The sequence below is a fragment of the Streptococcus sp. DD10 genome (assembly GCF_001578805.1).
In the GTDB taxonomy this organism is placed as follows: Bacteria; Bacillota; Bacilli; order Lactobacillales; family Streptococcaceae; genus Streptococcus.
Genome location: NZ_KQ969157.1, coordinates 279508 through 300517 on the forward strand (window position 1 = coordinate 279508; position 21010 = coordinate 300517).

17 protein-coding genes and 1 pseudogene are annotated in these 21010 nt (G+C 38.3%); 17 read left to right on the forward strand and 1 reads right to left on the reverse strand.

The window, feature by feature from the left end; genetic code table 11:
• Position 1 precedes the first annotated feature (1 nt).
• From prfA to STRDD10_RS01265, 10 genes and pseudogenes are all read left to right on the forward strand, one after another.
• Positions 2 to 1081, forward strand: coding sequence for a peptide chain release factor 1 (gene prfA, locus STRDD10_RS01220; protein ID WP_067192450.1), 1080 nt, complete (start codon positions 2 to 4; stop codon positions 1079 to 1081).
• A complete protein-coding gene (gene prmC, locus STRDD10_RS01225; protein WP_067192453.1) occupies positions 1081 to 1917 on the forward strand; it encodes a peptide chain release factor N(5)-glutamine methyltransferase in 837 nt (278 codons plus the stop codon). Before prfA ends, prmC begins: the two co-directional genes overlap by 1 nt.
• Entirely contained in the window at positions 1901 to 2503 is a 603-nt protein-coding gene (locus STRDD10_RS01230) for an L-threonylcarbamoyladenylate synthase (RefSeq protein ID WP_067192456.1), read from the forward strand. Before prmC ends, STRDD10_RS01230 begins: the two co-directional genes overlap by 17 nt.
• Before the next feature lies 1 nt (position 2504).
• Positions 2505 to 2936, forward strand: coding sequence for a GNAT family N-acetyltransferase (locus STRDD10_RS01235; protein ID WP_067192459.1), 432 nt, complete (start codon positions 2505 to 2507; stop codon positions 2934 to 2936).
• A gap of 59 nt (positions 2937 to 2995) precedes the next feature.
• Positions 2996 to 4252, forward strand: coding sequence for a serine hydroxymethyltransferase (gene glyA, locus STRDD10_RS01240; RefSeq protein ID WP_067192462.1), 1257 nt, complete (start codon positions 2996 to 2998; stop codon positions 4250 to 4252).
• A 7-nt stretch (positions 4253 to 4259) separates the two neighbouring features.
• Entirely contained in the window at positions 4260 to 5234 is a 975-nt protein-coding gene (locus tag STRDD10_RS01245; RefSeq protein WP_067192464.1) for a nucleoid-associated protein, read from the forward strand.
• Positions 5234 to 5836: a lysozyme family protein gene (locus STRDD10_RS01250; RefSeq protein WP_067192466.1), complete on the forward strand. Its 603-nt coding sequence runs from the start codon at positions 5234 to 5236 to the stop codon at positions 5834 to 5836. The genes STRDD10_RS01245 and STRDD10_RS01250 overlap by 1 nt, the downstream gene beginning before the upstream one ends.
• A 594-nt stretch (positions 5837 to 6430) precedes the next feature.
• Positions 6431 to 7488 (forward strand): annotated as a pseudogene (locus tag STRDD10_RS01255) (AAA family ATPase).
• Positions 7489 to 7613: 125 nt separating this feature from the next.
• Positions 7614 to 8339 carry a nicotinamide riboside transporter PnuC gene (gene pnuC / locus STRDD10_RS01260; protein WP_231853360.1) on the forward strand — a complete coding sequence of 242 codons (726 nt, stop codon included), beginning with the start codon at positions 7614 to 7616 and terminating at the stop codon, positions 8337 to 8339.
• Between the two features lie 13 nt (positions 8340 to 8352).
• Entirely contained in the window at positions 8353 to 9132 is a 780-nt protein-coding gene (locus STRDD10_RS01265) for an NUDIX domain-containing protein (RefSeq protein WP_067192469.1), read from the forward strand.
• 217 nt (positions 9133 to 9349) lie between these two features.
• Here STRDD10_RS01265 and STRDD10_RS01270 read toward each other — a convergent pair whose 3' ends face one another.
• Positions 9350 to 10501, reverse strand: coding sequence for an MFS transporter (locus tag STRDD10_RS01270; RefSeq protein WP_067192471.1), 1152 nt, complete (start codon positions 10499 to 10501; stop codon positions 9350 to 9352).
• Between the two features lie 401 nt (positions 10502 to 10902).
• Here STRDD10_RS01270 and STRDD10_RS01275 point away from each other — a divergent pair, with 401 nt between their 5' ends.
• The 7 genes from STRDD10_RS01275 to glgA all read left to right on the forward strand — a co-directional run bounded on the left by STRDD10_RS01275 (position 10903) and on the right by glgA (position 20972).
• Entirely contained in the window at positions 10903 to 11529 is a 627-nt protein-coding gene (locus STRDD10_RS01275) for an adenylate kinase family protein (RefSeq protein ID WP_067192473.1), read from the forward strand.
• A gap of 10 nt (positions 11530 to 11539) precedes the next feature.
• A complete protein-coding gene (gene thrS, locus STRDD10_RS01280; RefSeq protein WP_067192474.1) occupies positions 11540 to 13486 on the forward strand; it encodes a threonine--tRNA ligase in 1947 nt (648 codons plus the stop codon).
• Between the two features lie 142 nt (positions 13487 to 13628).
• On the forward strand, positions 13629 to 15053 hold the full coding sequence (locus STRDD10_RS01285; RefSeq protein WP_067192476.1) for an NADP-dependent glyceraldehyde-3-phosphate dehydrogenase: 1425 nt from the start codon (positions 13629 to 13631) through the stop codon (positions 15051 to 15053).
• Positions 15054 to 15306: 253 nt separating this feature from the next.
• Entirely contained in the window at positions 15307 to 17199 is a 1893-nt protein-coding gene (glgB, locus tag STRDD10_RS01290) for a 1,4-alpha-glucan branching protein GlgB (protein WP_067192478.1), read from the forward strand.
• 77 nt (positions 17200 to 17276) lie between these two features.
• Entirely contained in the window at positions 17277 to 18419 is a 1143-nt protein-coding gene (locus tag STRDD10_RS01295) for a glucose-1-phosphate adenylyltransferase (RefSeq protein ID WP_067192480.1), read from the forward strand.
• Positions 18409 to 19545 carry a glucose-1-phosphate adenylyltransferase subunit GlgD gene (gene glgD, locus STRDD10_RS01300; RefSeq protein WP_067192481.1) on the forward strand — a complete coding sequence of 379 codons (1137 nt, stop codon included), beginning with the start codon at positions 18409 to 18411 and terminating at the stop codon, positions 19543 to 19545. The genes STRDD10_RS01295 and glgD overlap by 11 nt, the downstream gene beginning before the upstream one ends.
• Positions 19542 to 20972: a glycogen synthase GlgA gene (gene glgA, locus STRDD10_RS01305; RefSeq protein ID WP_067192483.1), complete on the forward strand. Its 1431-nt coding sequence runs from the start codon at positions 19542 to 19544 to the stop codon at positions 20970 to 20972. Before glgD ends, glgA begins: the two co-directional genes overlap by 4 nt.
• Positions 20973 to 21010 lie beyond the last annotated feature (38 nt).

Consider the following 21010-nt stretch of genomic DNA (forward strand, 5'->3'; position numbering starts at 1 on the left):
AATGAACATCTATGATCAACTACAAGCTGTAGAAGACCGATATGAAGAATTAGGAGAATTGCTGAGTGACCCAGATGTGGTCTCTGATACCAAGCGTTTCATGGAGCTTTCAAAAGAAGAAGCTTCCACTCGTGATACGGTAACAGCCTACCGTGAGTACAAACAAGTTCTTCAAAACATCATTGATGCTGAAGAGATGATTAAGGAATCAGGCGGAGATGCGGATTTGGAAGAAATGGCCAAACAAGAGCTTAAGGATGCTAAGTCTGAAAAAGAAGAATACGAAGAGAAACTGAAAATCTTGCTCCTTCCAAAGGATCCAAACGACGACAAAAACATTATCCTAGAAATCCGTGGAGCAGCTGGTGGCGACGAAGCGGCACTATTTGCGGGTGATTTGCTTCAAATGTACCAAAAATTTGCGGAAGGACAAGGTTGGCGCTTTGAAGTCATGGAAGCTTCTTATAATGGAGTTGGCGGGATTAAGGAAGTTGTTGCGATGGTATCAGGTCAATCCGTTTATTCCAAACTTAAGTATGAATCAGGTGCTCACCGTGTTCAACGGGTCCCTGTAACAGAAAGTCAAGGTAGGGTGCATACTTCAACTGCAACCGTCCTTATTATGCCAGAAATAGAGGATGTTGAATACGACATCGATCCAAAAGATCTTCGTGTCGACATCTACCATGCCTCTGGTGCTGGTGGACAGAACGTCAATAAGGTTGCGACGGCAGTTCGAATTGTTCATTTGCCAACTAATATCAAAGTAGAAATGCAGGAAGAGCGTACGCAACAGAAAAATCGGGATAAGGCTATGAAGATTATCCGAGCGCGAGTGGCAGATCATTTTGCTCAGATTGCCCAAGATGAACAAGACGCCGAGCGGAAATCGACCATTGGTACAGGGGACCGCTCAGAACGGATCCGTACCTACAACTTCCCGCAAAATCGTGTCACAGACCACCGTATCGGCTTGACTCTTCAAAAACTCGATACCATCTTATCAGGTAAGCTAGATGAAGTGGTTGATGCTCTAGTACTCTATGACCAAACGCAAAAACTAGAAGAATTGAATAAGTAATGAAATTAGTTCAACTGCTAGACTGTTATGAGAAGGAGTTAGTGAAAGTAGGAGAGGAAGCAGAAAGCCTCTCTTTTGTCTATCGAAGCTTAAAAGGTCTTTCGTTTACTGACTTCGTTTTTGCTCTCCAAGAAGAAATGACGCAAGAGGAAGAAACTTTTGTAAAAGAAATTTATCAGCAATTAGCGGCCCATAAGCCAGCTCAATACCTGATTGGTCAGACAGATTTTTATGGGATGACTTTAACAGTAGATGAGCGGGTTTTGATTCCTCGTCCAGAAACAGAGGAGTTGGTGGAGCTCATCCTCACAGAAAATCCTGAGGAAAATCTTAAGATTCTAGATATCGGGACTGGAAGTGGCGCCATAGCTCTTGGATTAGCTAAAAACAGACCAGATTGGTCAGTGGCCGCAGCAGATATTTCCCAAGATGCATTAGAGCTTGCATCTGAGAATGCTAAAAATCAAAAACTCAATATACTTTTCAAAAAATCTGATTGTTTTGCAGAAATTTCTGAAAAATATGATATAATTGTATCCAATCCACCCTATATCTCTCGAGAAGATGAGTCAGAGGTTGGTTTGAATGTTTTGCATTCAGAACCTCATCTAGCTCTCTTTGCAGATGAGGATGGCCTAGCTATTTACCGCAGAATTGCGGAAAATGCAAAAGAATATCTCACAGATGGTGGTAAGATTTACCTTGAAATTGGATACAAGCAAGGTCAAAGTGTTCCTGCGCTTTTTAGGAAACATCTTCCTGAAAAACGGGTACGAACACTCAAGGACCAATTTGGTCAAGATAGGATGGTTGTAGTTGATGATGGACAGGATTAGACAAGAGTTGGAAATGGGTGGGGCTGTTGTTCTACCAACCGAGACGGTTTACGGTCTTTTTGCTAAGGCCTTAGATGAAAAAGCTGTCGACCATGTTTACCAGCTCAAACGTCGTCCTAGAGAAAAGGCACTCAATCTTAATGTCGCTTCTCTTGAGGACATCTTGCACTTTTCAAAGAATCAGCCAACTTATCTCCAAAAACTTGTAGAGGCCTTTTTACCGGGTCCCTTGACCATTATCCTCGAAGCTAATGACCGAGTTCCCTATTGGGTCAACTCTGGTCTTGCAACTGTCGGATTTCGGATGCCCAGTCACCCCATTACACTTGATTTGATCCGAGAGACAGGTCCTTTGATCGGTCCGTCTGCCAATATTTCAGGTCAGGCAAGTGGCGTAACCTTTGCTCAAATTCTAGAGGACTTTGACCAAGAGGTTTTGGGGCTGGAGGACGACGCTTTTCTAACTGGACAGGATTCAACTATTTTGGATTTGTCTGGAGACAAGGTGAAAATCTTGCGCCAAGGGGCAATTAAACGAGAAGATATTCTTGCTCGGTTGCCAGAGATTTATTTTGAGGAGGCATGAAATGCTAAGAAATTTAAGAGAAACTGATGTAAAAGCTATATGTGAGATCAACCAAGATGCTTTGGGTTATTCTTTTAGTCCAGAGGACACAGCTAGTCAACTAGCTAGACTGTCTCAGGATTCTCATCATTTCCTACTTGGCTATGAGGATGAAGCCAGCCATGTCCTACTTGGATATGTCCATGCTGAAGTTTATGAATCCCTCTATTCCAAAGCAGGTTTTAATATTTTAGGCTTAGCGGTTTCGCCTCAAGCACAAGGGCAAGGTATCGGTAAAAGCTTACTGCAAGGGTTGGATCAAGAAGCAAAAAGACGTGGTTATGGGTTTATCCGCTTAAATTCTGCCGATCATCGTCTGGGTGCTCATGCATTTTATGAAAAAGTTGGTTATACTTGTGATAAAATGCAGAAACGGTTTATTCGCATCTTTTAGTTTATTTTCTTATTGAAAAACAAACCAAAGGACCAGTCACACTATAAAGGAGAAGACCTATGATTTTTGACAAAGACGATTTTAAAGCATACGATACTGATCTCTGGAATGCTATTGCCAAAGAAGAAGAACGCCAACAAAACAACATTGAGTTAATTGCTTCCGAAAACGTTGTTTCCAAGGCTGTTATGGCAGCTCAAGGGTCTATCTTGACAAACAAATATGCCGAGGGTTACCCAGGACGCCGTTATTATGGTGGAACCGATGTAGTAGACGTGGTAGAAACCCTAGCTATTGAACGTGCAAAAGAAATTTTCGGTGCCAAATTCGCCAATGTCCAACCTCATTCTGGAAGCCAAGCCAACTGTGCGGCTTACATGGCCTTGATTGAGCCAGGTGATACCGTTATGGGGATGGATTTGGCAGCAGGTGGACACTTGACCCACGGAGCTCCAGTTAGCTTCTCTGGTCAAACCTACAACTTTGTTTCCTATAGTGTGGATCCTGAAACGGAACTTTTGGACTTTGATGCTATCTTGAAACAAGCCCAAGAAGTCAAACCAAAACTAATCGTAGCAGGTGCTTCAGCCTATTCTCAAATTATCGACTTCTCAAAATTCCGTGAAATTGCTGATGCTGTTGGGGCTAAGCTCATGGTGGACATGGCTCATATCGCTGGTTTGGTAGCAGCTGGTCTTCACCCAAGTCCAGTACCATACGCTCATATCACTACAACAACAACCCACAAAACCCTTCGTGGACCTCGTGGTGGCTTGATTTTGACAAATGATGAGGATCTAGCTAAGAAAATCAACTCAGCTATTTTCCCTGGTATTCAAGGCGGTCCTTTAGAGCATGTTGTGGCTGCTAAGGCCGTTTCCTTCAAAGAAGTTTTGGACCCAGCCTTCAAAGAATATGCTGTAGCTGTCATCAAAAATAGCCAAGCTATGGCTCAAGTCTTTCTGCAAGATCCTGACTTCCGTGTGATTTCAGGTGGCACTGAAAACCACCTCTTCCTTGTCGATGTGACCAAGGTAGTGGAAAATGGAAAGGTGGCCCAAAACCTGCTGGATGAAGTCCATATCACTCTCAACAAAAACTCCATCCCTTATGAAACCTTGTCCCCATTTAAGACTAGTGGGATTCGTATCGGATCTGCAGCCATTACTGCACGTGGATTTGGTGAAGAAGAAAGTCGCAAAGTGGCTGAACTTATCATTAAAACCCTTAAGAATGCAGGAAATGAAGCTGTCTTAGAAGAAGTGAGAAGTGAAGTCAAAGCGTTGACAGATGCCTTCCCACTATACGAGGACTAATATTTTTATGGACATTTATATTAAGAAAGCTATTATCCATCAGTTCAGTCCGGATGATACCGAGCTGTTTCTAGCGGATAAGTTTCTCAATATCACTCCAAAAATCGAGGAATACCTACGCAAAAAAATCGAACGCGTGTATTCAGATGAAGCCAAGACTGGGATTTTCGAAGAAGAAAATCCCTTCTTCAATCACATCACAGATGATTTGTTGGAGACATCAGTAACACTGGCTAATCTCTGGAAAGAGGAGTTTAGCATTTCTGAAAATCTCAAGACCAATGACTTGGTTTTTGTTCAGTTTTCTAAAGAAGGCGTGGAACATTTCGCTTTCTTGCGCATTGCTCTGCGTGAGACCTTGACCCACCTCGGTGGAGAAGTTGATAATCCAATCAAGCTGACTCAGAATAACCTGCCTGGATTTGGAACGGGGGCTGATGAGGCCTTGGTGGTCAATCTTCAAAATCGCAAGTACCACCTCATCGAGAAACGCATCAAGTACAATGGGACTTTTTTGAACTACTTTTCAGACAATCTCCTTGCCGTTGCCCCTAAGATTTCACCAAAGAAATCCATCAAGGAGCTGGAAAAAACGGCCCAGAGAATTGCTGAAACTTTTAACACAGATGACTTCCAATTTCAATCCAAGGTCAAATCAGCGATTTTCAACAATCTGGAAGAAAGCAATGAACTGTCTCCTGAGAAATTGGCTAACGACCTTTTTGATAACAATCTGACAGCTCGATTGAGCTTTATTGACCAAGTCAAAGAAGCCGTGCCAGAACCAGTTCAGTTCGATGAAATTGATGCCAGCAGGCAGCTTAAGAAATTTGAAAACCAAAAACTCTCCTTGTCAAATGGAATTGAGCTCATCGTTCCCAATAACGTCTATCAAGACGCCGAGTCTGTTGAGTTTATCCAAAACGACAATGGAACTTATTCTATCTTAATCAAAAATATCGAGGATATTCAAAGTAAATAATGTTTAAATTGATACGTAGAATACTAGTTCTCCTTTTTCTACTATTTGTCGGTTACAAAACAGCCCAAGTGTATCAAAATGTAAAGCAAGTTATGACTTATAGAAGCGTAGTCAGAGAAGTTTTAGCAGAACAGGATACACAAGCAAATGAAGAACTAATTTTGGCCATGATTTATACTGAAACTAAAGGACAATCAGTAGATTTGATGCAATCTAGTGAATCTATCTCTGGACAAACGAATACGATCACAGATAACAAGACAAGCATTCGTCAAGGAATTCAAACTTTATCTGATAATCTAAATAAAGCGACAAGTGCAAACGTAGATGCATGGACAGCAGTTCAGGCTTACAATTTTGGAAGTGGATACATTGATTATGTTTCTCAAAATGGTGGAGAAAATACATTAGATGTGGCCAAAACCTACTCGAAGGAAGTAGTAGCACCCAGTTTGGGAAATTTAGAAGGGCAGACTTATTTTTATCTCAATCCAATCGCACTATTAAACGGAGCAGAGCTATATGTTAATGGAGGAAACTATTACTATTCACGCCAAGTACAACTCAATCTTTATATCATGAAACTGATGAATTGGTTCTAGTAAAAAAGAGTTGTTTTGTACAGCATAACCACAATTTATTAAACTTTCTAGAATTATGTAAAATGTGCTAGATAGCTAAGAAAGTTAAACTTAAAAACTTTTCATGAAAAAAACACTATTTAATTAATTTTTACTAGTTCAAGACTGATTATACATGAAGAACTAAGAATGGGAGCTCTTTGCCAATTGTAGTGGGTAGATGAAAACATAAATGTTAAAAGGAGCAGAGTCATCTGCTTCTTTTTTTAACATTTCAAACATCAAAACGGACATTTTAGAAAAAATAATCTTTCCTTTATTTTAGAATTGTTCATCTTTGTTTCATATGATTCTTTACAATGAGTTGTTTTTCACTTTTATTATAGGTTTTATGGGACCTTTTCTAAACAAATAGGCTTCATAATTTCTGAAGTAGCTTTACCTACTACAGAAATTATAGAGTCTTGATTTTAGATTAAATTGTAATTAGACGATTTAGTTACTTTCAAAATTAGTCCTATTTTTTATAAAAAATTATAAAAATACTTGACAAAACAAAAATATAAATTATAATAAAAATATAATCAAATATATAAAAAAATAAAAAGGTGGATTATGAGAGAAAAAGTAGCTGTAGTATTTGGAACTTTTGCTCCTTTACATCAAGGACATATTGATCTAATTCAAGAGGCGAAACGATACTATGATAGAGTTCGTGTGATTGTTTCTGGTTTTGATGGTGATCGTGGGCAAGAAGTTGGATTAACTTTACAAAAACGTTTTCGATATATCAGGGAGACTTTTAGGGATGATGAATTAACTGAAGTATTTAAGTTGAATGAGACTGATTTTCCTCGATATCCTTTAGGATGGGGATTATGGTTACCAGCTCTGCTTGAGTTAATCCATTATAATCCACAAGGAGAGGAATTGATTTTTTTGTTGGAGAAGCTGACTATAAAAAGGAGCTTGAAAATCGTGGTTTTACTTGTTGCCTTGAAGAAAGACAATTTGGTATTTCTGCAACTATGATAAGAGAAAATCCAAGCAAATACTGGAGATTTATTGCTCAACCTTTCAGAAGACAGTTCACGAAAAAGGTTTTAATTATTGGTTCAGCTAGTAATGGAAAAACAACCTTAGCTAAGGATTTGGCCAGATTTTATGATGCTCCTGTTAGTTTAGAATATGCAAGAGAGTATCAAATTAAAAACAATGTACGAGATGACGAGTTAACACCAAAAGATTATTATTACTTACTTTTGGGGCAGTATGCTCAGACTTCTAATCTGATAGATAGTAATGCTAATCGTGGTTTGGTTATCGCTGATACCAACTCTTTAGTCACAAAAGGATATTATGATTATTATCTCAAAGATAGTAGAGAACAAGACGATGAAACCGACACATTTGATAATCTCTTCGCTAGTATTTTAATTAAGGAAAAATGGGATTTGATACTATTTGTTCAGCCTGTAGGCCACTATGTAAATGATGGTTTTCGAGACATGACTATGTCAGATGAAAAAATTAGACAAGATTTCTCAGCTTATTTAGAAGAACTTAGAGAGCGTTACCTAGCGAATATCCCCGTATTCCATTTGGCTAGTGATTATATAGGTAATTATCAGGCTGCAAAAGATGCGATTGATAAAATTTATAATGCGGATTAAAAAAGAAAGTGGTAAAATAGATGGTAGAAAAACACACAAGCGTTAAAAAAACTCCCCAAGCAACCTTTTATCGTATTGCAAAGCAAAAAATTAGAGATTTTTCAAATAATTTTACAAATGTTTGGATGGCGACAAAAAAGCAAGGAGCCTCAGGGATTTACAAATTGGTATGGCAAGACCTATTTGGGGGACGAAATATTTTTCAATGGCTCTACCTTATATTGCTTTCGAGTGTTCCATTTATTTTGGAGTTTACAAATGGGCAAATGGAGCATGACTGGTTAGGATTGTTTGCATCTTGGACAGGAATCGTCTGTGTTATTTTAGTAGCAGAAGGACGGGCAAGTAATTATCTTTTTGGTGCTATCAATTCTGCTATTTATCTGATTTTATCCTTCCAAGCTAGTTTTTATGGTGAAGTTTTGACTACAGTATATTTCTTTATAATGCAACCTATCGGATTGTATACTTGGTTGTCTAATCGAGTGAATCAAATTGAGAAGGAAAAAATTTCACATTTTGAAGCTAGAAAGTTAGACTGGAAAGGTTGGTTAAAATACTTGGGTCTAACTGCACTGATTTGGATTGGAATGGGATTTGCTTATAAAAGTATCAATAGCCAAAGACCATTTCGGGATAGTGTGACGGATGCTACAAATGGTATTGGTCAGCTTCTTATGACAGGCTTATACCGTGAACAATGGATATTCTGGATTGCAACCAATGTATTCAGTATTTATCTTTGGTGGGGAAGTAATTTACATATCCAAGCTATGTATTGGGTTTATACTTTAAATAGTATAGTAGGTTGGTATCAGTGGAGTCGTTCAGTAAAAAATAAAACAAATTGAAAGGAAATAATGGATGAGTATAAAAAGAATTCCTAAGGGGATGTCTGAAAAAGAATATTATGAGACAATTGTTGATGAGGAAACTTTTTTAGAGTGGTATAAAACTCAGGATTTGCCTAAGTATGAGAATCCAAGTGTGACGGCGGATATGGTAGCCTATTGCTTTGTAAATGGTAAAATCAAACTTCTTGTCATTAAACGAAAAACTCATCCTTATCAGAACAAATACGCTTTAGTTGGTGGGTTTATCAACAAAAACGAGGATGCCTTTCAGGCTTGTATTCGTGAAGTAAGAGAAGAAGTTGGTTTAGATATTCCTCTTGAAAAAGTTGAACAACTTATGACGGTATCTAGTCCAGGACGTGATCCGCGTGGTTGGGTTATCACTATAGCTCATTTGGTTTACTTACCTTGTCAAGTTATGAAACAAGTAAATGCAGGCGATGATGCTAAACAAGTTATGTTTCTAGATGTTGATTTTAAAACACAAACTTTTAAAGATGGTGAACGGTACTTAACTGCAAAGGATTTTTCTTTTGATCACTATCAGATTTTATTAGAATCAATTAAACGAATACAAGGACGTCTTGATTGGAATCCGACTGTATTACATCTTCTAGAGACTCCTTTTACTGTTTATGAAGGAACTGAATTAATTAATCTTATCTCGCCACGTCGACCGATTGTTAGTAATAATTTTTTAGTTAAATACCGTGATTTTCTGGAGGAAGTTGGTGTTAAGCGAGTTCCAAAAAAGAAACCAAGAAAGCTCTATCGATTAAAAAGTGAATAAAAATATAGAAAATATTTTTGTTGGTGATGGGAAGAACGTCAGTTAGTAAAAAGAATTGAGTATTTCTTCAGTTCAAAGGTTTGTTTTGGATACAAATTTAGGCTCTTTGCCACCTGCAGTGGGTATGAAAAAAACATAGATGTCAAAGGAGTAGAGTGATCTGTTCCTTAACATCTATGCTCTTCAGGTACTCACTAAAGGTGACAAAGAGCCTTTACTATTTCAGTTGGTTTCTAAAAGTAATGTAGGTAGACAAGGCAGTAAAAATCATTAAAAGCCCTATAACAGTAAAGAGAAAAACTGTTTGAGAAGAAATGGAACCAATCCAGTTTAGTGCAATGGGGGTGATGGCTGCTCCAGTACTACATCCTAATACAACTACGGAGGTGGCTTGGTTAAGAATTTTAGATGAAATTTTTTCGGATAGAGTGTGGAAAACAGTAGTTAGAGCAACACTATATGCGAATCCTGAGAAAATTGTGGCGCTTGCAAGTAATAATAAATTATTCGCTAGGCCGATTGCAATTAGACTTGCCCCAAAACAAATACCAATAACCGTCAATAATCTTTGGTGTAAGAACTCGACTAATTTTGCAAAACTGATACCAGCAAGGATACCAATTAATTGCATACTGCTAAGTAAAAGACTTGATAGTCCATGTTCACCCTTTATTTCATAAGCGACAATACTAGGGATGCGAAGGTTAACGGCTATATTAGCAAAAACAATAACTGCTGCAACAAATGCAAGATATAGTGAGACTTTCCAATCAGATCTTGTCATTTTTTCTTGACTAATTGTTAGAGTTCGATTGGATTCGGTTTGTTGATAAGGGACAAAGAATAGGTATAAAATAAGTACGATAAATCCCGCACTATAGACTAGAAAAGCTGCTGTCCAACCAAATCTCATAAATTGTCCTGAACCTAGGGTTAAAAGTGCTGTACCAACAACTTCAGCTGAACCTCGAAAACCGAGTGTTTGTGTTCGTTCTTTCCCTTGATAGCGTTCGCTAATGATGGAAATTGCCTTAGCATTAATCAATCCAACTCCCATACCAAAAATTAACCGAGTCACAAAGATAAAAAGGTAATTTTGGACAAAGAAAGGCAAGGTTCCAGAAATAGACAAGGTGACTAAACCAATCACAATCATCTGTCGTTCACTTAAAAATTTTTCGATAAATCCATTGAGTAATAAGGTAATGATAATACCTACAGATGGTAAGGAAATCAGTAGTTCGATGTCACTTGTTGAACGATTTTTATAAAATTCCAACATATAGGGAAGTGCACTGGAAATAGAAAAAGCAGTCGTTAAAACTAAAGATAGGGCAAGAATGCTAACTTTTTCCATCAATTTTTTCATAATAATATCAAATAGAGGCAGAAAAAAATACCTCGATTTTCCTTTCAATAAACGTTACTTCTATCATATATTTTTTTTGAAAAATAAGCAAGATTCTTTTTTCATTGTTCCAATTTTGTTTGGGAATTTTTTATAAAAATACTTGAAATTATTTTCAATCGTGCTATAATAACAGAAGGAGACATATCAGATCTAGGAAATCTTTTAGAGAGCACGTGAAGCTGAGAATCGTGTAGAGGATAGATTTGGGACTACTCGTTAGATTTTATGCAAACATAAAACGGTGGCTACGTTAGAGCCAATCTGAGGTGTAGGTCTTTTTGACTTGCATAAATGAAGGTGGGACCACGTTGCGACGTCCTTTTGAGGATGTCGTTTTTATTTTGTCAGAAGGAGGAAGAATGATGCTTTATATGATTGGCGGATCGCCTTGCAGTGGAAAGTCAACAATTGCCTCACTTCTTGCTAGACAGTATCAACTACTTCATATCAAACTGGATGATTTGGTAGAAGAGATGATGAGTCAAGCAAGTGCAGACTCACAGCCAATTTGCCTTCTTAGGCAGGATAGAAATCCGGAACAAATCTGGATGAGAAATCCAGAAGAGATGGCAGATGAAGAATGGCGCTTTTATGAAGAGATTTTTCCATATGTAAAATCTTACTTGATAAAAAATCAAAACAGACCTCTCTTGGTGGAGGGAGCAGGACTTTTGCCTCACTTGGTAAAGGAGCTTGAATGTCAAGCATCATCCTATCTATGCTTGACTCCGACAGCTGATTTTCAAAAAAAACATTATAGACAGAGAGAATGGGTTCCTTATGTCTTAGAGGGTACAACCAACCCTGAGCAAGCTTTTGAAAACTGGATGCAACGAGATATTCTTTTTGCTCAAATGGTTCGTAAGGAAGCGATGAAATTAGGCTATTCTAGTCTCGTAACAGATGGTAGTCAACCAGAAAATCAGACTGCGGAAGAAGTTGCTCGGCTCTTAAAATTGTCCAACAAAAATAGAATAAATATTTAAGGAGAAAACCATGATTAAGATTACTTTCCCAGATGGCGCTGTTCGTGAATTCGAATCTGGCGTGACTACTTTTGACATTGCCCAATCCATCAGCAATTCCCTGGCTAAAAAAGCCCTTGCTGGTAAATTCAACGGCAAATTGATTGACACAACTCGTGACATCACTGAAGATGGAAGCATTGAAATCGTGACCCCTGACCACGAAGATGCTCTTCCAATCTTGCGTCACTCAGCTGCTCACCTCTTTGCCCAAGCAGCAAAACGCCACTTCCCAGACATTCACTTGGGTGTTGGTCCAGCGATTGAAGATGGTTTCTACTACGATACCGACAACCAAGCTGGTCAAATCTCTAACGAAGACCTTCCTCGTATCGAAGAAGAAATGAAGAAAATCGTCAAGGAAAACTTCCCATCTATTCGCGAGGAAGTGACCAAAGACGAGGCTCGTGAAATCTTCAAGAACGACCCTTACAAGTTGGAATTGATCGAAGAGCACTCTGAAGACGAAGGTGGCTTGACCATCTATCGCCAAGGTGAATACGTGGACCTTTGCCGTGGCCCTCACGTCCCATCAACTGGTCGCATCCAAATCTTCCACCTTTTGAATGTTGCAGGTGCCTACTGGCGTGGAGATAGCGACAATGCCATGATGCAACGGATCTACGGTACAGCTTGGTTTGACAAGAAAGACTTGAAAAACTACCTTCAAATGCGTGAAGAAGCTAAGGAACGTGACCACCGTAAACTTGGTAAAGAGCTGGATCTCTTCATGATTTCTCAAGAAGTTGGACAAGGTCTTCCATTCTGGTTGCCAAATGGTGCGACTATCCGTCGTGAATTGGAACGCTACATCGTAGACAAAGAGTTGGCTTCTGGCTACCAACACGTTTACACTCCACCGCTTGCTTCTGTTGAGCTTTACAAGACTTCTGGTCACTGGGAACATTACCAAGAAGACATGTTCCCAACCATGGATATGGGTGATGGGGAAGAATTTGTTCTTCGTCCAATGAACTGTCCACACCACATCCAAGTCTTCAAACACCATGTGCACTCCTACCGTGAATTGCCAATCCGTATTGCTGAAATTGGGATGATGCACCGCTATGAAAAATCTGGTGCTCTTACAGGACTCCAACGTGTGCGTGAAATGTCTCTCAACGACGGTCACCTCTTTGTCACTCCAGAACAGATCCAAGAAGAATTCCAACGTGCTCTTCAGTTGATTATCGATGTTTATGAAGACTTCAACTTGACGGAATACCGCTTCCGCCTCTCTCTTCGTGACCCTCATGATACTCACAAGTACTTCGATAACGATGAGATGTGGGAAAATGCCCAAACCATGCTTCGTGCAGCACTTGATGAAATGGGTGTGGATTACTTTGAAGCCGAAGGTGAAGCAGCCTTCTACGGACCAAAATTGGATATCCAAGTGAAGACTGCTCTTGGAAAAGAAGAAACCCTTTCTACCATCCAGCTGGACTTCTTGCTTCCTGAACGCTTCGACCTTAAATATATCGGAGCTGACGGGGAAGAACACCGTCCAGTTATGATCCACCGTGGGGTTATCTCAACTATGGAACGCTTCACAGCTATCTTGATCGAGAACTACAAGGGTGCCTTCCCAACATGGCTTGCACCACATCAAGTAACTCTCATCCCTGTTTCTAACGAAAAACACGTAGACTACGCATGGGAAGTGGCTAAGAAACTCCGTGACCGTGGTGTCCGTGCCGACGTAGATGAGCGCAACGAAAAAATGCAGTTCAAGATTCGTGCTTCACAAACTAGCAAAATTCCTTACCAATTGATCGTTGGGGACAAGGAAATGGAAGACGGAACAGTCAACGTTCGTCGCTACGGCCAAAAAGAAACACAGACCGTGCCAGTTGACGACTTTGTCGCAGCGATTTTAGCAGACATCGCCAATAAATCACGGGTAGATAATCATTAAATTATGGTTATAGAAGGTTGTCCGAAAGGATAACCTTTATTTTTCAGTTAATTTCAGAAAATTCTATAAAAAAACACAAAAATACTTGAATTTTTTCAAAGAAATGGTAGAATGGTATCTATTAACCTTTAGGAGGGAAATTTTGACAGAATATAAAAATCTTGTAAATGGTGAATGGAAAGGTTCTGATAAAACTATTACTATTTACTCACCAATTGATAATGTAGAATTGGGGACTGTCCCAGCGATGAGTCAGACAGAAGTCGACTATGCTATGGAGAAGGCACGAGCTGCACTTCCTGCTTGGCGCTCATTATCCGCTGTTGAGCGTGCAACTTATCTACACAAAGCAGCAGATATTTTAGAACGTGATAAGGAAACAATTGGAACCGTACTTGCTAAAGAAGTAGCTAAAGGAATCAATGCTTCTATAGGAGAAGTCGTTCGTACTGCTGACTTAATTCGGTATGCGGCAGAGGAAGGGCTACGTATAACTGGTCAAGCAATGGAAGGTGGTGGTTTTGAAGCTGCTAGCAAAAACAAACTGGCTGTGGTTCGACGTGAACCAGTGGGAATTGTTTTAGCTATCGCCCCTTTTAATTATCCAGTAAACTTGTCAGGTTCAAAAATTGCACCTGCACTTATTGCTGGGAATGTGGTTATGTTTAAGCCACCTACGCAAGGTTCTATTTCAGGTCTCTTGCTGGCTAAAGCTTTTGATGAGGCTGGAATCCCTGCAGGTGTTTTAAATACGATTACAGGACGTGGTTCTGAAATCGGTGATTATATCATTGAGCACAAAGAAGTTAATTTTATCAACTTTACTGGTTCAACGCCTATCGGTGAGCGTATTGGTCGATTAGCTGGCATGCGTCCAATCATGTTGGAACTTGGTGGTAAGGATGCTGCTGTCGTTCTTGAGGATGCCGATCTCGAAAATGCTGCTAAACAAATTGTTGGTGGAGCTTACAGCTACTCGGGTCAACGTTGTACCGCTATCAAACGTGTCCTTGTGGTGGATAGCGTGGCAGACAAATTAGCTGCGCTTATCAAAGCAGAAGTAGCCAAGCTAACTGTCGGTGATCCGTTTGATAATGCTGATATCACACCTGTTATCGACAACGCATCAGCAGACTTTATCTGGGGGCTCATTGAAGATGCGCAAGAAAAAGGAGCGACGGCTCTTAGTGAAATTAAACGAGAAGGTAATTTGATTTGGCCTGCTTTGTTTGATAATGTAACGGTTGATATGAAGTTAGCATGGGAAGAACCCTTTGGTCCAGTTTTACCAATTATTCGTGTATCAAATGCTGATGAAGCAGTAACTATTGCTAATCAGTCTGAATATGGACTTCAATCTTCAGTCTTTACAAATGACTTCAAGAAAGCATTTGAAATTGCCGAAAAGCTTGAAGTGGGAACTGTTCATATTAATAATAAAACGCAACGAGGCCCAGATAATTTCCCATTCTTAGGATTGAAAGGGTCAGGTGCAGGAGTTCAAGGTATTAAATATAGTATCGAAGCTATGAGTAATGTGAAGTCCATTGTCTTTGATACCAAATAAATAATATATTAAAAAGTCTATAAAAAATTTTATAGACTTTTCATTTATTTTCATGATAGTGGTCTATTTGCTTTTTATCTGTAATCAAGGGATATTTCCTTTAATTTTTAAAATTGGTATATACCTATAAAACAGAAGTTATAATTAAATGTGAAAAAACAGGAAATATTCGGAAAATACTTGCAAGTTCTTTAAAATGTAGTATAATAAAGGTATATAAAACGGATACATTATATCAATAAAGAGGTATTATATGAACGAAAAAGATGCTCTTTGGGGATTTAATACGGGAGAGAATTTTTATTCTCAACATTATTTGGGTTGTCATCAGATTGAGAAAGGTTATGTTTTTCGGCTTTGGGCTCCAAATGCTGAGCAAGTTTCCTTGGTTGGAGATTTTACAAATTGGGATGAAAATCCACTGCCGATGCTCAAAAATGAAGGGGGAGTATGGGAAGTAGAAACGGAAGTAGCAAAAGAGAACCAACACTATAAGTATAAAGTGAAACGTAAAGGGGGACAAGAAGTATTAAAAATTGACCCATTTGCTATTTATATGGAGGCTAGACCAGGAACCAGTGCGCTTATTTATACCGTTACTCCAAAGAAATGGAAAGACGGAATGTGGATAGCCAGAAGAAAAAGATTTGGATTCTTTCATCGACCAATTAATATTTATGAGGTTCATGCGGGTTCTTGGAAACGAAATAAGGATGGAAGCCCTTTTAATTTCAAGCAATTAAAAGAAGAATTGATACCTTATTTGGTAAAGATGAATTACACACATGTAGAATTTATGCCCCTTATGGCTCACCCTTTAGGTTTAAGTTGGGGATACCAGTTGATGGGGTACTTTGCCTTTGAACATAGTTATGGGACTCCTGAGCAATTTCAAGATTTTGTCGAAACGTGTCATCTTAATAATATTGGGGTTATTGTGGATTGGGTTCCTGGGCATTTTACGATAAATGATGATGCTCTGGCTTATTTCGATGGCACACCGACCTTTGAATACCAAGATTATGATAAGGCTCATAATTACGGTTGGGGCGCACTTAACTTTGATTTGGGTAAAACACAAGTACAATCATTTTTAATATCAAGTCTAAAGTTTTGGATTGAATTTTATCATTTAGATGGTGTTCGAATAGATGCCGTTAGTAATATGCTTTATCTCGATTATGATAGTGGTCCATGGCAAGCCAATAAGGATGGCGGTAATACTAATTACGAAGGTTTTGCATTTTTACAAAAGTTAAATACGGTGATTAAGGGTGATCATCCAGATGTCATGATGATAGCAGAAGATAGTTCTAGCCAACTCAAAATTACTGGTCCGACTGAATTAAATAGTGCAGGATTTGATTATAAATGGAATATGGGATGGATGAATGATATTCTGCGTTTTTATGAAATGGATCCAATTTATCGGAAACATGACTTTAATCTAGTTACTTTTTCATTCATGTATGCTTTTTCAGAGAATTTTCTATTACCATTTTCGCATGATGAGGTAGTTCATGGTAAGAAGAGCATGATGCATAAAATGTGGGGAGACCGGTATAATCAGTTTGCTGGTTTACGAAATCTTTTAACCTATCAGATATGTCACCCGGGTAAGAAATTACTTTTTATGGGGTCCGAATTTGGTCAATTTTTGGAATGGAAATCTGAAGAACAACTAGAATGGGACAATTTAGAGGATCCTATGAATAAAAAAATGCAAGATTTCACGTCTGAGCTCAATAAATTTTACAAAGAAAATCGTTCCCTTTGGGAAGTAGATACTGGATATGAAGGAATTGAGATTATCGATGCAGACAATCGCGATGAAAGCGTTCTCTCTTTTGTTCGGAAGTCTAAAAAAGGCGAGCTTTTAATATGTGTCTTTAACATGGCTCCAGTGGAAAGAAAAGAGTTTACGATTGGCGTTCCTGTTGCTGCTAGTTATGAGGAGATTTGGAACACTGAATTAGAGTCTTGGGGTGGTGTTTGGAAGAATAGTAATGGCATTATATCTTCACAATCAAATCTTTGGAAAGAATATCCAGAAACACTAACGTTTACTCTACCTGCCTTGGGTGCAAGTATTTGGAAAGTAAAACGAAAAATTAAGCGTCCAACAGTTTATAAAGTGGACAGATAAAATAATTAGTTAAGTTTTTAAAAGAAACCCATAATATTGTTAACAAAATTCATATTTTTTATAAGGAGAAGGTAAATATGAAGAATGAAATGCTTGCTTTAATTCTTGCCGGTGGGCAAGGAACTCGTCTTGGAAAACTGACCCAAAGTATTGCCAAGCCTGCTGTACAATTTGGTGGCCGTTACAGGATTATCGATTTTGGGCTTTCTAATTGCGCTAATTCTGGTATACACAATGTTGGAGTGATTACGCAATATCAACCATTAGCATTGAACAATCATATCGGAAACGGCTCTAGTTGGGGGTTAGATGGAATTAATTCGGGAGTATCTATTTTACAACCATACTCAGCTAGTGAAGGTAACCGTTGGTTCCAAGGGACGAGTCATGCTATTTATCAAAATATTGATTATATTGATAGTATCAACCCTGAATACGTATTAATCTTATCTGGCGACCATATCTACAAAATGGATTATGATGATATGCTCCAATCGCACAAAGATAATAACGCTAGTTTAACTGTTGCGGTTCTGGATGTACCTCTTAAAGAAGCTAGTCGTTTTGGAATCATGAATACGGATGCAAATAATCGTATCGTTGAATTTGAAGAAAAACCAGCAGAACCAAAATCTACAAAAGCTTCCATGGGGATTTATATCTTTGATTGGGAACGTTTACGGAATATGCTAGTTTCTGCAGAAAAAGGTGGTGTAGACATGTCTGATTTTGGTAAAAATGTCATTCCAGCTTATCTTGAAACAGGTGAAAGTGTCTATGCATATGAGTTTAATGGATACTGGAAAGATGTAGGTACAATTGAGTCACTTTGGGAAGCAAATATGGAATACATCTCTCCTGAAAATGCCTTGGACAGCCGGAATCGTCAATGGAAGATCTATTCTCGGAATATGATTGCACCACCAAACTTTTTCGGAGATCACGCGCATGTGGAGGATTCTCTGGTTGTAGATGGTTGTTTAGTGGATGGTACTGTTAAACACTCTGTTTTATCTACAGGTGCACAAGTACGTGAGGATGCTCTTGTTGAAGATTCTGTTATTATGAGTGGAGCTATTATTGGTAAGGGTGCAAAAATTAAGAGAGCTATTATTGGAGAAGGAGCTGTCATCTCTGAGGGAGTTGAGATTGATGGTACTGAAGAAGTTCAAGTAGTAGGTTACAATGAAGTAGTGGGGGTTGCAACTGATGAAAATTGATAAATATTCAGCAATTTTGGGAAACACAGTAGGTTTCCATGATATGGATACCTTAACGGACAATCGTCCTTTAGCAAGTCTTCCTTTCGGAGGGAAATATCGTCTTATTGACTTTCCGTTATCAAACCTTGCCAATGCTGGAATTCGAAGTGTTTTTGGTATATTTCAACAAGACAATATCAGTTCAGTTTTTGACCATATCCGTTCAGGTCGTGAATGGGGACTGTCTACACTTTTAAGTCATTATTATCTCGGTATTTATGCTACTAAAGTGGAAGATAGTATCGTAGATAAAGAGTATTATGCTCAACTCCTTACTTATCTGAAACGCTCAGGTTCTAATCAAACAGTTGCCCTTAACTGCGATGTGTTGGTAAACTTAGATTTGAATCAAGTTTTCCATTTGCATAATACAACAGAACAAGCCATTACAGTTGTTTATAAAAAATTACCTAAAGAACAAATTTCTGATGTGAACTCTATACTAGAAATTGATGAAACTGATAAAGTAATTGGACATAAATTATTTGAGGATAAAAATCTTGAACACTATAATATGTCAACAGACTTATTTGTGGTTGATACGCAGTTTTTAATTGAAAAGTTGGAAGAAGAAGCTACTAAGGATGCGCCACGTAAATTACGCTATGTTCTACGTGATTTAGCAGTTGATGTTCATGCTTTTGCCTACGAATACACCGGTTATTTATCAAATATCCATTCAGTTAAATCATATTATGATGCGAATCGTGATATGTTAGACTCACAGAAATTTTATTCTTTGTTTGCACCTAATCAAAAGGTTTATACGAAAGTGAAGAATGAAGAACCGACCTACTATGCAGTTAATTCAAACGTAAAGCGTTCGCAGTTTGCATCTGGTTCTATTGTCCGAGGTCAAGTTGAAGGTTCCGTCATTTCGCGTAATGCAACGATTGAAGAAAATGCGAAAGTTATCAATTCTATTGTTTTTCCGCGTGTTCGTGTGGCGAAAGGTGCTAAGGTTGAGTTTGCTATCGTTGATAAAGGAGTTGAAATTGCAGAAGGTGTAACCGTTAGAGGAACTGAAAGTAATCCCATTGTTCTTTCTAAGGGTTCAATCGTAACTGAGGATATAATTAGATGAAAATTTTATTTGCAGCATCAGAAGGTGCACCATTCTCAAAAACTGGGGGGTTAGGAGATGTTATTGGTGCTTTGCCTAAGTCACTTGTAAAACAAGGACACGACGTAGCAGTTGCTCTACCTTATTATGATATGGTGGATGCTAGATATGGGAATCAGATTGAGGATCTTCTTCATTTTGATATACAGGTTGGTTGGAGAAAACAGTATGTAGGGATTAAAAAACTAGTTCAAGATAAGGTTACGTTTTACTTTGTAGATAATCAATACTATTTCTTCCGAGGTCATGTGTATGGTGATTGGGATGACGGTGAACGCTTTGCATACTTTCAATTAGCTGTGTTGGAGATGATGGAAAGAGTTAATTTTATCCCTGACCTTCTTCATGTTCATGATTACCATACTGCAATGATGCCATTTCTATTGAAAGAAAAGTATCATTGGATTCAATCTTATCAAAATATTCGTACGGTATTAACTATCCATAATTTAGAATTTCAAGGTCAATTTTCAGACAGTATGTTGAGTGAGCTTTTTGGAGTTGGATATCAGCGCTATGCAGATGGAACACTACGTTGGAACAATTGTCTAAATTGGATGAAAGCCGGAATTCTTTATGCTGATAAGGTTACAACTGTTTCACCAAGTTATGCTGAAGAAATTAAAACAAGTCAATTTGGCTGTGGTTTAGATCAAGTCCTTCGTATGGAGTCAGGTAAACTAACCGGTATTGTAAATGGAATTGATACTGATCTATATAACCCTGAAACAGATAAGTTGATTCCTTACCATTTCAGTTCAAAAAATCTGGATGGAAAGTCAAAAAATAAAGCTAGTTTGCAAAAACGTCTCAATTTGCCGGTACGCAAAGATGTGCCTCTTGTAGGGATTGTTTCCCGTTTGACTCGCCAAAAAGGTTTTGATATTGTTGTTGAGCAGTTGCATAATTTATTGCAAGAAGATGTACAGATTGTCCTTTTAGGGACAGGTGATTCTAGTTTTGAGCAAGCTTTCGCTTGGTTTAGTAGTGCCTATCCTGAAAAAATGTCAGCAAATCTACTTTTTGATGTAACCTTAGCTCAAGAGATTTATGCAGCTAGTGATATTTTCCTAATGCCAAGTCGTTTCGAGCCGTGTGGCCTTTCTCAATTGATGTCAATGCGGTATGGTACTTTACCTCTGGTTCATGAAGTCGGTGGGTTAAAAGATACAGTTCTAGCCTATAATCAATTTGATGGTAGTGGTACAGGTTTTGGTTTTAATAACTTGAATGGTTATTGGTTAAGTGAAACTTTCTATAAGGCTGTAAGTTTATATAAAAACGAAAAAGACGTATGGAATAGTTTACAAAAGCAAGCAATGTCTCAAGACTTTTCTTGGGATACTGCTTCAAAATCATATGAACAAATATACCAACAATTAGTATGATTCTTGTTCGTTTGTATTAGGAACTATTTGTTTTCAAA